Annotated in this window: 15 protein-coding genes; 9 read left to right on the forward strand and 6 right to left on the reverse strand. The window is 32.4% G+C overall.

The window, feature by feature from the left end:
• The first annotated feature begins 174 nt into the window (after positions 1 to 174).
• The 4 genes from NYQ10_RS12385 to NYQ10_RS12400 all read left to right on the forward strand — a co-directional run bounded on the left by NYQ10_RS12385 (position 175) and on the right by NYQ10_RS12400 (position 1,817).
• Positions 175 to 765 (forward strand): TetR/AcrR family transcriptional regulator, encoded by a 591-nt coding sequence (locus NYQ10_RS12385; RefSeq protein WP_289876642.1) that lies wholly within the window; start codon positions 175 to 177, stop codon positions 763 to 765.
• Between the two features lie 68 nt (positions 766 to 833).
• Positions 834 to 1,292 (forward strand): hypothetical protein, encoded by a 459-nt coding sequence (locus NYQ10_RS12390; protein ID WP_289876644.1) that lies wholly within the window; start codon positions 834 to 836, stop codon positions 1,290 to 1,292.
• 2 nt (positions 1,293 to 1,294) lie between these two features.
• Positions 1,295 to 1,606: a DUF3817 domain-containing protein gene (locus NYQ10_RS12395; protein ID WP_289876646.1), complete on the forward strand. Its 312-nt coding sequence runs from the start codon at positions 1,295 to 1,297 to the stop codon at positions 1,604 to 1,606.
• Positions 1,607 to 1,610: 4 nt separating this feature from the next.
• Positions 1,611 to 1,817, forward strand: a complete 207-nt coding sequence (locus tag NYQ10_RS12400) for a hypothetical protein (protein ID WP_276174297.1) — start codon at positions 1,611 to 1,613, stop codon at positions 1,815 to 1,817.
• A gap of 222 nt (positions 1,818 to 2,039) precedes the next feature.
• On the opposite strand, the gene lpxD is transcribed toward NYQ10_RS12400, so the two are convergent.
• From lpxD to prfB, 3 genes are all read right to left on the reverse strand, one after another.
• Positions 2,040 to 3,038, reverse strand: coding sequence for a UDP-3-O-(3-hydroxymyristoyl)glucosamine N-acyltransferase (lpxD, locus tag NYQ10_RS12405; RefSeq protein WP_289876648.1), 999 nt, complete (start codon positions 3,036 to 3,038; stop codon positions 2,040 to 2,042).
• Positions 3,039 to 3,367: 329 nt separating this feature from the next.
• Positions 3,368 to 3,814: a peptide-methionine (R)-S-oxide reductase MsrB gene (msrB, locus tag NYQ10_RS12410; RefSeq protein WP_109192736.1), complete on the reverse strand. Its 447-nt coding sequence runs from the start codon at positions 3,812 to 3,814 to the stop codon at positions 3,368 to 3,370.
• A gap of 127 nt (positions 3,815 to 3,941) precedes the next feature.
• Positions 3,942 to 5,040, reverse strand: a protein-coding gene (gene prfB / locus NYQ10_RS12415; protein ID WP_289876649.1) for a peptide chain release factor 2 whose coding sequence is annotated in 2 segments (ribosomal slippage) — positions 3,942 to 4,976 and positions 4,978 to 5,040 — 1,098 coding nt in all. Because the reading frame shifts where the segments join, the coding sequence is not laid out codon by codon here.
• Between the two features lie 151 nt (positions 5,041 to 5,191).
• On the opposite strand from prfB, the gene NYQ10_RS12420 reads away from it, so the two are divergent.
• Entirely contained in the window at positions 5,192 to 6,211 is a 1,020-nt protein-coding gene (locus NYQ10_RS12420) for a threonine aldolase family protein (protein WP_289876650.1), read from the forward strand.
• Positions 6,212 to 6,347: 136 nt separating this feature from the next.
• On the opposite strand, the gene NYQ10_RS12425 is transcribed toward NYQ10_RS12420, so the two are convergent.
• Positions 6,348 to 6,668: a YbaB/EbfC family nucleoid-associated protein gene (locus NYQ10_RS12425; protein WP_276174292.1), complete on the reverse strand. Its 321-nt coding sequence runs from the start codon at positions 6,666 to 6,668 to the stop codon at positions 6,348 to 6,350.
• Between the two features lie 69 nt (positions 6,669 to 6,737).
• Between NYQ10_RS12425 and NYQ10_RS12430 the strand changes: the two genes are divergently transcribed.
• The 4 genes from NYQ10_RS12430 to NYQ10_RS12445 all read left to right on the forward strand — a co-directional run bounded on the left by NYQ10_RS12430 (position 6,738) and on the right by NYQ10_RS12445 (position 12,520).
• Positions 6,738 to 8,873 carry a S9 family peptidase gene (locus NYQ10_RS12430; RefSeq protein WP_289876651.1) on the forward strand — a complete coding sequence of 712 codons (2,136 nt, stop codon included), beginning with the start codon at positions 6,738 to 6,740 and terminating at the stop codon, positions 8,871 to 8,873.
• A 71-nt stretch (positions 8,874 to 8,944) separates the two neighbouring features.
• Positions 8,945 to 9,985 (forward strand): PLP-dependent cysteine synthase family protein, encoded by a 1,041-nt coding sequence (locus NYQ10_RS12435; RefSeq protein ID WP_289876652.1) that lies wholly within the window; start codon positions 8,945 to 8,947, stop codon positions 9,983 to 9,985.
• A 347-nt stretch (positions 9,986 to 10,332) separates the two neighbouring features.
• Positions 10,333 to 11,235: a LamG-like jellyroll fold domain-containing protein gene (locus NYQ10_RS12440; protein ID WP_289876653.1), complete on the forward strand. Its 903-nt coding sequence runs from the start codon at positions 10,333 to 10,335 to the stop codon at positions 11,233 to 11,235.
• Positions 11,236 to 11,626: 391 nt separating this feature from the next.
• A complete protein-coding gene (locus tag NYQ10_RS12445; RefSeq protein ID WP_289876655.1) occupies positions 11,627 to 12,520 on the forward strand; it encodes a LamG-like jellyroll fold domain-containing protein in 894 nt (297 codons plus the stop codon).
• A gap of 259 nt (positions 12,521 to 12,779) precedes the next feature.
• Here NYQ10_RS12445 and NYQ10_RS12450 read toward each other — a convergent pair whose 3' ends face one another.
• Complete coding sequence (locus NYQ10_RS12450) at positions 12,780 to 13,493, reverse strand: YebC/PmpR family DNA-binding transcriptional regulator (RefSeq protein ID WP_184164613.1); 714 nt, start codon at positions 13,491 to 13,493, stop codon at positions 12,780 to 12,782.
• Positions 13,494 to 13,818: 325 nt separating this feature from the next.
• Positions 13,819 to 15,855, reverse strand: coding sequence for a carboxy terminal-processing peptidase (locus NYQ10_RS12455; protein WP_289876657.1), 2,037 nt, complete (start codon positions 15,853 to 15,855; stop codon positions 13,819 to 13,821).
• Positions 15,856 to 15,857 lie beyond the last annotated feature (2 nt).

The following is a 15,857-nucleotide window of genomic DNA, read 5'->3' on the forward strand; positions in this document are numbered from 1 at the left end:
AAAGAAGGAAATAAAAAGAAACTAGTTTCTAACACATAGCGAACCTAACTCTATGTTTGTTGCAATAAATGAAACGCCTTTTTACATATTCTGAATCTATGTTTCTATGTGTTAAAAAATTATAACCCAATTATTTTTCTTTAATTTGCTATTTCATACTAATTAGTAATTTTTATGTCAAAAGCAGCAAATACACGACTAACCATTCTGCATAAAGCATTTGAATTGATTTATACCAAAGGATATCAAACTACAAGTATTGATGAAATTATTGCGACTACCCAAGTTACAAAAGGAGCTTTTTATTATCATTTTAAAAACAAAGACGAAATGGGAGTTGCAATTATTGAAGAGATTTTGAAACCAACAATGCAAGAACATTTTATAAAGCCAACGGAAGCTTCTCAAAATCCGATTGAAGATTTTTATGATATGATTTCGTATTTATTGCTTGAAGATCCTTTTTTGCAGGTAAAATATGGATGTCCAGTTGGAAATCTTACACAAGAAATGACGCCGTGGAATACAAAATTTAGCGAAGCATTAACTGAATTGGTCGATTTGTGGAAAGCAACCATGATAAATTCAATTAAAAAAGGAAAGGAATCTGGCTTGATTCGGAAAGATGTTATAGGTGAACAGGTCGCATTTTTTATTTTATCGGGCTATTGGGGAATAAGAAATTTCGGAAAACTTCAAAATAATAATTCTTCTTATCTAATTTATTTAAAGGAACTTAAGAGTTATTTAAATGGTTTAAAATAAATTATTATTCAAAAACATACTAATTAGTATGTTTTTGAATATATTTGCATTATCTAAATCAAAAAACAATGTATCAAACACTTTTAGAAGGCCATTCTTTTATGCGATGGCTTGTATTGTTGAGCTTATTATATTCTATTTTTATTGCTTATAAAGGCTATTCGCAAAAACTTCCTTTTACAAAAAAGAATAATCTCCTGCGTCATTGGACGGCTACAATTGCTCATATTCAGCTTCTTTTCGGGATTTTGGTTTATTTGCAAAGTCCGATTGTGAAATATTTCTGGAGAAATTATAAAGAAGAATTTCAAAATTTGGATGCTTCATTTTTCGGTCTAATTCACATCTTTTTGATGTTGATTGCCATAATTTTAATTACAATTGGTTCTGCTTTATCAAAAAGAAAACTTTCTGATGAAGAGAAGTTCAAAACTATGCTTATTTGGTTTTCTATTGCTTTAATTATCATTTTCATTGCCATTCCGTGGCCATTTTCACCTCTTGCCAACCGACCTTATTTTAGATAATTATGAAATACTTATTTCAAACAAATACCGGACGTTTAAGAATTATTGGGTTCTTGGAAGGAACATCACTTTTGATTTTACTTTTTATAGCAATGCCTATGAAATATGTTTTTGAAATGCCATTTCTGACTAGACCGGTAGGAACAATTCACGGCGCTTTATTTCTACTTTTTATATTTAATACAATAAGCGTTGGAGTAGAACAGAATTGGAAATTTAAGGATACAACATGGAAAGTTCTCTTGGCATGTATAATACCATTCGGGACTTTTTATATTGATTCTAAAATTTTAAGTAAAATTAAAAACGAATAAAAATATGATTTTTGTATTCAAAACAAATGTTGACAGTATTTCGAAAGTGAAGAAAATCACACCCAAACTGAATCGATTATTTCCAGATTCGAAGTGGAATTTTGATCTTGAAGACTGCGATAATATTCTAAGATTTGAATGTAAAGATGATATTATCGAAAAAGTAATTTTCCTGATGAAAGTTATTGGCTTTGAATGTGAAGCTTTATAAAACAAAAAAAACATCCGCTATAGCGGATGTTTTTTATATAAACGATTACGTGTAATTAATTTAAACACATAGAAACATAGGTTTTGTTTCTGTAAAAGGCATTTCATTTGCATTAACAAACATAGCTATGTGTAAATGATGTGTCATTTATTTTAATCTCTAACAAATTGAAACGATATAAATCTATGTTTCTATGTGTTTAAAAATATTTTAATTTGCAGATTATTTTTTAGTTGCACAAACCATTCGTTTTAAGATTGCCCATTGCTTTAATGCATCACGAGCTTCAACGGCAGGATAACCTAACATTGTTTTTCCTGCAGGCACATCTCCTGTAACTCCAGATCCTGCACCAATTACAGCTCCGTCGCCTATACAAGTATGATCTTTTATAGATGCGCTTCCGCCGATGATAACTCCATTTCCTAAAGTTACAGAACCTGCTAAACCGCTATTTCCTGCCATAATGCAGAACTTTCCAAGTTTACTGTTATGTCCAATCTGAACTAAATTATCGATTTTACAGCCGTCTCCCAGAATTGTAGAGCTAAATTTTCCGCGATCAACGCATGAATTTGCGCCAATTTCTACACCATTGCCAATAATTACATTTCCGATTTGCGGAATTTTTACTAATCCTTTTTCTGTACAAGGACGAAATCCGAAGCCATCAGCGCCAATTGTAGCATTTGGGTGAATGATGCAATCATTTCCAATATGGCAACGCTCCCGAATAACAGTTCCTGACCAAATAATGGTATTTATTCCAACTGTTGATTCGTCTAAAATAGTCACATTTGGATAAATTATTGCGTAAGCACCAATTTTTACTTTTGGACCAATATAGCAGCCAGCACCAATTTTAGCGCCTTCGCCAATTATAGCAGTTTCGTCTATCGTGGCAGTTTTATGAATATTGTTATGAAAGATTGGGGCAGGCGGGGCAAAAAGGGCTAAAATTTGCGACATTGCCAAATCGGCATTTTTTACTTTTATAAAAGCACGGTTTTCTCCAGGTTCAATTGAAATATCTTCATTTACCACAGCAATTGAAGCATTAGATGTAGACCAATATTTCTCGTATTTTTTATTTCCGATAAATGAGATTTCCGAAGTTGTTGCTTTTTCTAATTGTTCTGTGGCAGTAATGCTTTGTGAAGTGCTGCCGTAAATCACGCCATTAATAACTTCGTTAATTTCTTGAATTGAATAGGATCTCATTGACAAATTTTAATCGACTTAGGGTTATTTTTTGCCAAATAAAATGAATTAGATTTTAATTACCTAATTAATTTTTTCTGTTTCTTAATAATTGTTTAAAATAAAGATGTGATTTTTGAAAAATTAACATTAAAAATATTAATTAAGTGAAAGTTTTTTAATGTCTAGAAAGGCTTGTGATTAGATTTAGCATGAAAAAACTAAAATTTTGAAGCTAAAAAATAAATAATTTAATTGTTAAGTGATAGCTTACATTTGTTTTGTTAAATCATTTATATTGTGATGATTAAAAAAAAGCGATTCACTATTTTTAGGAATCGCTTTTGTAATTATTCTTTGATTTTTGATAATGAAACCGCATTGATGCAATAACGTAATCCGCTTGGCGGAGGTCCGTCGGGAAAAATGTGACCTAAATGAGCATCACAAACATTGCAGACAACTTCAACGCGAACCATTCCGTAGGATCTGTCGGCATGGTAAGCAATTGCATTTTCTTTAATTGGTTGAGTAAAAGATGGCCAGCCTGTTCCAGATTCGAATTTTTCGCTAGCATCAAAAAGAACCGTTCCGCAGCATTTACATTCGTAAATTCCAGGATCAAACAAACTGCATAATTCAGAACTAAAAGATCTTTCAGTTCCTTTTAAACGAGTAACCTGAAATTCTTCTGGAGTTAAGATTTGTTTCCATTCTTCCTCCGTTTTTTCCACTCTCTTTTCGGGAGCTGGATTTCCTTTATTTGTAAAATGAATTACATCTGCCCATTTTATCATAACTTTTTTGTTTTAAAGTTTCTCCCGAAGCTTCGGGATCAGGTTTCAAGTTTCAGGTTTCAAGTTTACTGTGACTGCAAACTGCGACTGAAGACTAAAAAACTGAATACTGAATACTGAGACTGTTTTACTCTTCCTCTTTCTGTCCCATCATCATTAGATAAGCTTTCAAGAAAGGATCAATATTTCCGTTCATTACGCCATCAACATCGCTGGTTTCGTAACCTGTACGAACGTCTTTTACTAATTTATAAGGTTGCATAACGTAATTACGAATTTGCGAACCCCATTCGATTTTCATTTTTCCAGCTTCAATATCAGCGCGTTGTGCTTGCTGTTTCTTCAACTCAATTTCATACAATTGAGAACGAAGCATTTGCATAGCGCGTTGTCTATTGTCTTGTTGCGATCTTGTTTCAGAACATTGAATCTGAATTCCTGTTGGTTTGTGAACTAACTGAACTTTAGTTTCAACCTTGTTTACATTCTGTCCACCAGCACCACTCGAACGAGAAGTTGTAATTTCGATATCGGCAGGATTAATGTCGATTTCGATACTATCATCTACAAGCGGATAAACGTAAACAGATACGAAAGAAGTATGACGTTTTGCATTACTGTCAAATGGTGAAATTCGAACCAAACGATGTACACCATTTTCTCCTTTCAGATATCCAAAAGAATAATCTCCCTCGAACTCTAAAGTTACAGTTTTAATTCCGGCAACGTCACCTTCTTGAAAGTTAAGTTCTTTTATTTTGTAGCCATAACTTTCTCCCCACATCATGTACATACGCATTAGCATTCCTGCCCAGTCGCAACTTTCTGTTCCTCCAGCGCCAGCAGTAATCTGAACAACAGCACTTAAACTGTCGCCTTCATCAGAAAGCATATTTTTGAATTCGATATTTTCAATATGCGATTGTGCCGAATCGAATTGTTCGTCTAGTTCTTCAACTGTAAGTTCTCCTTCTTTATAAAAATCATAAGCAAGCTGTAATTCTTCTGTTAGAGAAACAGCTTTATCATAATCTTCAATCCATTTTTTCTTGTTTCGAAGATTTTTTACAATGTTTTCGGCATCTTTTGGATTATTCCAAAAATCGGGTGCAAAAGTTTTTTCTTCTTCGTTTGCGATTTCGATTAGCTTGGCATCAACGTCAAAGATACCTCCTCAACGCACCAAGGCGCTCCACAATACCTTTTACTTGTTCGGCTGTTGTCATAAATTAATTAATAGGTTTTATATGTTTTTTAGAATTATTACGTTAATTTGGTCTAGAGAAACCAGCGAGTTAAATTTTACTAAAACTTACTGAGAATAACTATTTGTAATACGTAATTTTGCATACAAAAATAAGATATAGTTTTTAGAATATGGAAATAAATTTAATCAGCGATACCATAACCAAGCCTACTTATGAAATGCTGCAGTATATGTTTAACGCCCAAGTTGGTGATGATGTATACAAACAGGACCCAACGGTGATTGAATTAGAAAATAGAACAGCAGAGTTTTTTGGTATGGAAGCTGGGCTTTTTTTTCCGTCTGGAACTATGGCAAATCAGACGGCAATTAAACTTCATACGCAGCCTGGCGAGCAATTAATTGCTGATAAATATGCTCACGTTTATCATTATGAAGGCGGAGGAGTTTCTTTTAATAGCGGCGTTTCTTGCTGTCTTTTAGATGGAAATCGTGGAATGATAACTGCTGCACAAGTTAAAGCTGCTATAAATGATCCTGAATTTTATCATAGTCCGCTAACAAGTTTGGTTTGTGTAGAAAATACAACAAACAAAGGTGGCGGAGCGTGTTACGAATTAGAAGATTTAAGAGAAATAAAAAAGGTTTGCGATGCTAATAATTTGAAATTTCATCTTGATGGTGCGAGAATTTGGAATGCCTTAGTAGCTAAAAGGCAGAATCCTAGAGAATTTGGAGCTATCTTCGATACCATTTCAGTTTGTTTGTCTAAAGGTTTAGGTGCACCAATTGGTTCTGTACTGCTTGGAAGTAAAGCTGATATTCACAGAGCGTTGAGAATCAGAAAGATACTCGGTGGGGGAATGCGTCAAGTTGGATATTTAGCAGCAGCAGGACTGTATGCTTTAGCTCATAATATCGAAAGATTGGCAGAAGATCATCGCAGAGCAAAAGAAATTGCAAAAATACTAAGCACAAAACCTTGGATTGCATCCATCGAACCAGTAGAAACGAATATTTTAATTTTTTCATTAGCAGAAGGTTATAGCGACCAATTACTAATTGAAAAATTAAAACAGAAAAATATATTGATAAGTTCTTTAGGTCATAATAAACTTCGTATTGTAACACATCTAGACTATAAAGAAGTGATGCATACGTATGTGCTGGAAACGCTTTCGAAGTTTTAAAGAGAGGTTCAAAGGAGCAAAGGCTCAAAGGAACAAAGGAACAAAGGATAAAAAAAGGAGAATGTTTTTACATCCTCCTTTTTTTGTGACAAAGAAAGTAAACCTTTGAACCTTTGCCTCTCTGTACCTTTGTCCCTTATTTAAAAAGATTATCCATTCCAGGAATAGAAGGCATATCCATTCTGGCAACAGCGTCTAATTCTCTTTCGTTTACATTTGTAGCTTTTTCAATTGCTTTGTTTAAAGTTACAATCAGGTAATCTTCTAGTTGTTCTTTATCTTCTAATAAAGAATCATCAATAGAAAGTGATTTTATTTTTCTGCTTGCAGTAATAGTAACTTTTAATAATCCGTCAGCGCTTTGTTCATCAATTAAAACAGTATCTAAACGCTTTTTAGTATCTTCAATTTTTTGTTGGGTTTCTTTAAGTTTGCCCATCATTCCCATTAAATCCATTTTTGTTGATTTTTTAAATTATTTCAGACAAAATTAGTATATTGCTGTATTAATTCAATAGAATATTTTATGAAAAAATTAATTTTGTTCTGTTGGCTTTATGCTATTTTTGCGTCTTCATATTTAAAAATTAATGCTCAATCAATGCAAAATGATATATCGGCTCCAAAGGCTAAAATAATTCCAAAAACACTAAAAAAACATAAAGAATCCAGAGTTGACAACTATTTCTGGCTGAATGACAGAGAAAATTCAGAAGTAATAGATTATCTAAATCAAGAGAATGCTTATTATGAGAATATGACTGCTCATACTAAGGATTTAAAAGATAATCTGTTTGAAGAAATGAAAGGGAGAATAAAAGAAGACGATTCTTCGGTTCCTTACTTTTATAATGGATATTTTTATATTACACGTTTTGAAACAGGTCAGGATTACCCAATTTTCGCCAGAAAAAAAGGAAGCCTTTCTGCCGAAGAAGAAATTCTTTTCAATTGTAATGAAATGGCAAAAGGACATGCTTATTTCAAATTAGGAGGTTTGAGTATCAGTCCTGATAATAAATTTGCCAGTTTTGGAGTAGATATTGTTGGTAGAAGAATCTATACTATTCAAGTTAAGAATTTAGAAACCGGCGAAATTTTAGCAGATAAAGTAGAAAATGTTACAGGAGCATCTGTTTGGGCAAATGATAACAATACTATTTTTTATGTTAGACAAGATGAAACGACGCTAAGAGCAGACAAAGTTTTTAGGCATCAATTAAATACAGCTTCAGATAAAGATGTTTTGGTTTATGATGAAGTTGATGATACTTTTAATGTTTCAATCAGTAAAGAAAAATCAAGAAAATACATCGTTATTGGTTCTGGAAGCACATTGACGACAGAATATAGAATTTTGAATTCTAATGATCCAGACGGAGAATTTGTTGTTTTTCAGCCACGTGTACGCGGGTTAGAATACAGTATTTCGCATTACGAAGATTCGTTTTATATTTTAACTAATAAAGATAAAGCGACGAATTTCAAGTTAATGAAAACGCCTGAAAACAAAACAGGAAAGAAAAACTGGGTAGATCTTATTCCGCACAGAGAAGATGTTTTGTTGGAAGATATCGAAATCTTTAAAAATTATTTAGTTGTAGAAGAGCGTTCGAATGGATTAAACCACATTCGAATCATGCCTTGGAACGGTGAATCGGATTATTATCTTCCTTTTGGCAGTGAAACCTACAATGCTTACACAACAACAAACGTAGATTTTGACACCGATATTTTGCGTTATAGTTATCAATCATTGGCAACGCCGTCTTCTATAATTGATTTTAATATGAAGACTAAAACCAAAGAAATCTTAAAAGAACAACAGGTTTTAGGCGGAAAATTTGATAAAGAGAATTATGTAGAAGAACGAGTTTGGGCAACGGCAAGAGACGGCGTAAAAGTGCCAATTTCGATGATTTATAGAAAAGGATTAGAGAAAAATGGTAAAAATCCGTTATTGCTTTATGCTTATGGTTCGTACGGAATTACGATGGATACTTATTTTTCTTCAACAAGATTATCGCTTCTTGATCGCGGATTTATTTATGCAATCGCGCATATTAGAGGAGGAGAAGATCTAGGGAGACAATGGTATGAAGATGGAAAACTGTTAAAAAAGAAAAATACCTTTACAGATTTCATCGATTGCTCTAAATTTGTAATAGACCAAAAGTATACTTCTCCAGAGCATTTATATGCGGAGGGAGGATCTGCAGGCGGACTTTTAATGGGAGTTATTGTTAATGAAGCTCCAAAGTTATATAATGGAGTCATCGCTCAGGTGCCTTTTGTAGACGTAATTACCACAATGCTGGATGACAGCATTCCGCTTACAACTGGAGAGTATGACGAATGGGGGAACCCAAATAACAAAAAATATTACGATTATATGTTATCGTATTCACCTTACGATAATGTAAAAGCGCAGGAATATCCTAACATGTACGTGTCTACCGGATTGCATGATTCGCAGGTACAGTATTGGGAGCCAGCTAAGTGGGTTGCAAAATTGAGAGATTTGAAAACAAATGATAAACTTTTGTTTTTAGATACCAACATGGATGCAGGACACGGCGGGGCTTCGGGACGTTTTGAGGCTTTGAAAGACTTAGCAAAAGAATTTAGTTTTTTGTTAGATTTAGAAAAAATTAAAAGCTAATTAGATTTTTTTTGTTAAATTTGCAACCTATCAAGGTTAATTTAAAAAGGCCTTTGATTAACTATTTTTTTATGAAAGAAGAAATAACCGCTTATAATAATGTTTTAGAGTTAATAGGTAACACCCCGCTTATTAAACTAAATAAAATCACCGAAGAGTTAGAAGGGAATTTCTACGCAAAGGTAGAAGCTTTCAATCCAGGTCATTCCTCAAAAGATAGAATAGCATTGTATATTATTGAAGAAGCCGAGAAACGAGGAATTCTTTCGCCAGGAGATACCATTATTGAGACAACATCTGGAAATACAGGATTTAGTTTAGCAATGGTAAGCATTATTAAAGGTTACAATTGTATTTTAGCAGTAAGTTCAAAATCATCAAAAGATAAAATTGACATGCTAAGAAGTTTAGGAGCTAAAGTGTATGTATGTCCAGCTCACGTTTCTGCAGATGATGAAAGATCATACTATAATGTAGCAAAACGTTTACACGAAGAAACAAAAGGGTCAGTTTATATTAATCAATATTTTAACCAATTAAATATTGATGCTCACTACAACACTACCGGTCCAGAAATTTGGGAACAAACAAAAGGACAGATCACGCACTTAATTGCTTGCAGCGGAACAGGAGGAACTATCTCTGGAACTGCAAAATTCTTAAAAGAAAAAAATCCAAATATTAGAATTCTAGGAGTTGATGCTTTTGGATCTGTATTGAAAAAATACCACGAAACAAAAGAATTTGACAGCAAAGAAATTTACCCTTATCGTATTGAAGGTTTAGGTAAAAACTTAATCCCGTCAGCTACAGATTTTGATATTATTGATAAATTCATGAAAGTAACCGACGAAGAAAGTGCTCACTCAGCAAGAGAGATTACTCGTAAAGAAGGTTTATTTGTTGGATATACTTCTGGAGCAGTAATGCAAGCTATTAAACAATATGCTGAAGAAGGTGAGTTTACAAAAGAAAGTAACATTATTGCAATTTTTCCTGATCACGGTTCTCGTTACATGAGTAAAGTCTTTAGTGATGACTGGATGAACGAACAAGGTTTCTTTGATAGTGTTAACGAAGAAGAAGCTCAAAAAATCGAATTTGTAAAGTAAGCTTTTTACTTTTTAAAATATTAAAAAAACTCCATTCTTAATTGAATGGAGTTTTTTTGTTTTTGTTGTTTTTCACTTTAGGAAACGGTATATTTTATATTTTGAAATATTAATAATTTACCGTATAAATACGTAAGAAATTATTAATCTGTTTAATTTAAACTTATAATTTTAATAATATTAAAATAAAATAACTCAACGCATTTTAACGATAAAAATAACCAATATTCGTTGTTTTAACGAGTATTTAGGTAAGTTGTCGGAATTTTTTTCGGCAAAATTCATAATAGTCTAGTTTAGCTCTGTGTTAAAATAACATGAGTGTTTAATCCCAAAATCTAACTATTATGAAAAAATTACTACTTACACTATTGTTTGTATGTTATTTGAATGTTAATGCGCAAACACCGATTCAAGAATTTAACTTTAATGGTACTTTAAACAATACCGCAAACACGATCTCATTTATGGGGACCGATAATTTCGTGACGGATAGGTCAGGAAATGTAAAAGGTGCTCAAAGACTAAATAATAGAGCCTTAGAAGCTGTAATTGATAACGTTCCTCAAGGAAGAGCAGCAAGAACAATTAGTATCTGGGTTAAATTTAATGATATTGCTAATGCCAATTATATTTGGGGTTATGGAAATGCTTATAATGCGCAATATTGCGGTTTATTGCAGCAAGGAACCTCTTCTTCTAACTCAGATTTGAGTTTAGCAGCGTGGGGAGCTTCTAATGATGTTATTGTTTCTACACCTCTTGAAAAATATGTTTGGTACAATTATACGATTACATATGAAGGTGTTACTTCGAAAATATATCGTGACGGAAAATTGTTAAAGTATCTTGAGGGAATGACTAGATCTACAAATGGTAACGTTTTTAGGTTAGGCGAAATTAATACGACAATAGGAATTAATGCAGATGTAGACGATTTGAAAATTTATGATTTTGCAATGACTCCAGATCAGATTAAAGATTTGTATGAGAAAGAAAAACCTGTTCTTTCGACAGCTGTAACACAAGTTGATCAAACAAAAGCTACTGTTGTAAAAGGGAAAATTGTTAAACCAGCAAATGGAACAATTATAACTTCGAGTGATGTTAACACAACAAAAAGTGTTGAGGTGTATTCTCAAGGACAAAAATTAGTTGGAGGAAATACAATGAATATAAATGATCTTCCTGAAGGGACATATTTGCTTAAAATAAGCAGTAGTCCTTCTAAAAAAATTACATCCAAATAACTGCTTTACTTAATTTTTTTAATATTAGTTTTTATTGCGAAAGCAATTAATTTTTTTGAAATAGTGAATAAAAGTCTTCTAGTTTCCTGGAAGACTTTTATTGTTTTTTGTTCTAATCTAATTTTTTTAAAATGATATTTTCTTAAAATAGGTTTTATAAACAATTAATTTTTTTTTGACTAATATCGCTGTAAAGCGTGTGAAATGATTTTTGTGAGAATTCGTTATTTATGTGTAGGAATTATTTGTTCGTGTTGAATTAAAATTATAGATTTAACAAAAATTATGAAAATTGTAAAAGGAAAGATGGAACTATTGATTTTCATTCTTTAAAATTTTCATTTCCTGATATTTGCCGTTAACTTATTCTATTCTGATAAAAGCTATAAATATGAAAAAAATATTACTCACGTTAATGTTTGTAAGTTTTTTAAATTCAAATGCACAAAACCCTGTACAGGAATTTAATTTCAATGGAAATTTAAATAGTGCTGATAATTCAATTTCCTTTTTAGGAACTCCTGTTTTTGTAAATGATCGAAACGGAATTGCAAAAGGAGCTTTGAGATTGACCAATAAAGCTCTTCAGGCTGTTGTAGGAGAACTTCCGCAGGCAAATAAGCCAAAAACAATTTCTGTTTGGGTAAAATTCAATACCGTAAATGCTGCTAATTATATATTTAATTACGGAGCACCTGTAAATGGACAGTATTTTGCATTAATACAGCAACCTGCAACTTCAGGTCTATCTGATTTGAGTCTCGTTGGTTGGGGAGATGCAAATAATCTCGTGGTTTCTGTTCCTCTTGTAAAAGAAACATGGTACATGTACAGCGTTACTTATGACGGAAATGTTTCAAAAATTTACCGTAATGGTGAATTATTAAAAACTGTAGAAGGAATTCAACGTTCGGCAAAAGGTTATATTCTAAGTCTTGGAAAATTAAATACGGCGACTAGTATTAACGCAGATATTGATGATCTAAAGTTATACAGCGTAGCAATGACAGATGAACAAGTTTTAGAAGCTTACAATAGTTCTAAACCAACTATTGTCGCTCCACAAACAACTCAAGTTGCTAATACGTCAAAAAAGGCCGTTGCGCCTTCGGTAAAGGTACAGCAAGCTCCTGTTGTTGCTTCTTCTATAGAAACTAATAAAGCTAAAAATATTGAAGTTTATTCTGAAGGAAAAAGAATATTAGAAACAAATACAATTAATATTGGTGATTTACCAGACGGAACATATCTGATTAAAATATCAAATTCGGCTCCTAAAAAATAAGTACTAAAAAAGCCTTCTGAATTTTCAGAAGGCTTTTTTAGTTTTATTAGCTGATAACACTGATAACGATAAATAAGATTACAAGTGCTATAACGGCAAATTTCATAAATTTTGAGGATTGCATAAACGTAGGTTTTAAATTAATCTATTTCTGATATCAGCAAATATAATTTTTTTATTGAATTTAAAAAGTTAAAGTTCTTTAAATAACAAAAGCCCTAGAAATATCTAGAGCTTTTGTTATTTAAAAAAGAATGGATTATGATTCTTGCATAGTATGATAAACGTTCATTACGTCATCATCTTCTTCTATTTTTTCGATTAATTTTTCAACGTCAGCTATTTGAGCTTCAGTTAATTCTTTTGTGATTTGTGGAATACGTTCAAAACCAGAAGATAAAATTTCTAAACCTCTGTTTTCTAATTCTTTCTGTATAGCACCAAAACTTCCAAAAGGAGCGTAGATTAAAATTCCGTCTTCATCTTCAAAAACTTCTTCTGCACCAAAATCAATTAATTCTAATTCTAATTCTTCAGCGTCAAGTCCGTTGTTTGCAATTCTAAAGTTACAAGTATGATCAAACATAAATTCAACAGAACCTTGAGTTCCCATTGTTCCGTTGCATTTGTTGAAATAACTGCGAATATTAGCTACAGTTCTGTTATTATTGTCAGATGCTGTTTCAATTAAGATAGCGATTCCGTGAGGAGCGTATCCTTCAAACAAAATCTCTTTATAGTTGGCAGTATCTTTATTACTTGCATTTTTAATTGCGCGCTCCACATTGTCTTTTGGCATGTTGGCAGCTTTCGCATTTTGTATTACAGCTCTTAATCTAGAATTGGCGTCTGGGTTTGGACCGCCTTCTTTAACAGCCATAACGATATCTTTACCGATTCTGGTAAATGTTTTGGCCATTGCAGACCAACGTTTCATTTTTCTTCCTTTTCTAAATTCGAACGCTCTTCCCATTTCTAATAATTAGTTTTTGTGATGCAAAAATACGGTTATTCCTTATTTTTCCAAAAACAAAATTGCTCTTTTTTTATTGTTTTATTTTGTTTCAAGTTTTCGGTTTCAGGTTGCAGGTTTAGTGGATTGTGTTGAGTTTAAACGCAAAGCGCGCTAAGGTTTTTATTAAAGACTCATTATAAACGCAAAGTTCGCAAAGCTATGTGGATATTACTTTGCGAACTTTTCTATTTTCTAAAACTTAGCTTAAATTTTCTTAGCGAACTTTGCGTAAATCTTAGCGTTCTTAGCGGTTAAACCTGAAACTTGAAAACCTAAAACAAATCTATTTAGCCCCGCTGTTAAATTCATTGATAATATTTACAGCTTCATTGAGATAAGGATTCTTTTTAAGATTGTCCATTTGATACTGATTAATTGTTTTGTCTGTTGGATAAGCTCCTAATAAAAACTGATTAATGCTGGAATTGTAAATATCTAACGGATTGTTTTCATCATTAAACGTGTTAATCTCTGTCCAAAGAGCATCAAAAGTCTTTTTCTGTTTAAAAATAGCATCCAAGGTCATCGGAAGTTCTGATTTTGGAGTATTTATAAGCTGATCTATTTTAAGATTAACTTTCTTGATATTATTAAAGAAATAATTGTCAGCAAGTCTTGCAGAACTATTTTTAGCGATTTTATCAATCATATTGCGTTTTACGTATGTTCTATACTTCAAAAAAGGCTCAATGCTGTCATTTTTCATAGCTGTTGGAAAATCGCCTTCTTTCTGATAAATATCTTCATAAAATTCTGGAAGAACAACATCTGGTGTTACGCCAACATATTGATGGCTTTTTCCTGTAATTCTGTAAAATTTATTGATTGTAATTTTTAAGAAATCTGTACTCTTGTCTTCTTCAAGCGGAAGAATAGTCTGCATAGTTGCTTTTCCGAGCGTATTGCTTCCTAATAATAAAGCGCGATTGTAATCTTGCATAGTTGATGCAAAAAACTCGCTCGCCGAAGCCGTGTTGCTATTCACTAAAACAACAATCGGGCCTCTGTAAATAACGCCTTTTATAGGGTCGTTAATTACAGCTTTGTCTTTCTTATTATCAACCACGATAGAAATCGGTCCAGAATCTACAAACATTCCGGCTAATTTTATCGCTTCTTCCATCGAGCCTCCGCCATTATCAATTAGGTCAATAACAAGACCTTTCATATTATCTCTTACTAATTTTATCACTTCATGAGCAACATCATCAGCGCAGCCTTTTTGACTATTTCCGTCTAAGTCGGCATAAAAACTTGGAATTTTGATATATCCAACTTTACTTTCCTTGCCAATCATGAAACTGAAAACCGAATTTTCTTCGTCTTTCATTACCTGTTTTTCAATGTAAACATCAAAACTTTTACCTGAATTTCGTTTCAAAGTCAGCGTAATATGCTTGTTAGTTTCAGATAAAATCATAGTTGAAATTGATTCTAATGAGGCGCACGAAACTTGTAAAGTTTCTTTTTGATTGGAAATAGAAATAATTTGATCTCCTTTTTTTACCTGTCCAGTTTGATAAGCCGGACCTTTAGGATCAACTTCATCAATAATAATTTCGTTTTTTTCATTCAAGTTAACGGTCATTCCGAGCGATAAATGTTCTTTAGACAAAGAAGCCATAAAACTGTTTTTAGAATCATCGCTAAAATAAGCAGTATGCGGGTCAAAATATGTGCAGAAGAAATTATATAATTTTTCTTCCTGTTTTGTATTGCTTTCTAATAAAGTGCTAAAACGACATATTTCGTTGGTTACAATCTTATTTTTTGAAACAGCTTCAATAGATTTAAAATTGGTTTTTAAAGAATCTAAATTGTCGCTCATTTCGGCGATATCATCTAAAATCTGATAACGTAATTTTTTAATCCAGACTTTTTCTATGTCTTCTTTTTTAAGGTAAAAAGCAAAAGACTTTTTGTAAAAACGTATCGTGTCTTTTTTTTCGTAATCAATCGGTAAAGTCTGAATTTTTTCTAATACTTTTTTAGTCCGCAAAAGACCATTTGTATAAGTAGTTTTGATTTCGCTAAGAAAACTGCAATCGTTTTTTAGAATTAAATCATCTAAATTATAGCGATATTTTTTGGCCATTTCGTCATATTCACTTTTCAAAAAAATGTTACGCGAAGGATCTAATTCGTTAATGAGATTATCAAAAACGAAAACCGATAAGCTGTCGTCAACAGGTTTTGGTCTAAAATGTTCCGCTTGAACAAGGGCATTTATTTTGTTTAATATTTCACAAGTTTCTGCACTGTTCTGACCAAAAATGAAAGTTGATGTCAGCAAAAATAGGAGTAGTGAAACCTTTTTCATAA

This window comes from Flavobacterium johnsoniae (assembly GCF_030388325.1).
Taxonomy (GTDB): Bacteria; Bacteroidota; Bacteroidia; order Flavobacteriales; family Flavobacteriaceae; genus Flavobacterium; species Flavobacterium johnsoniae_C.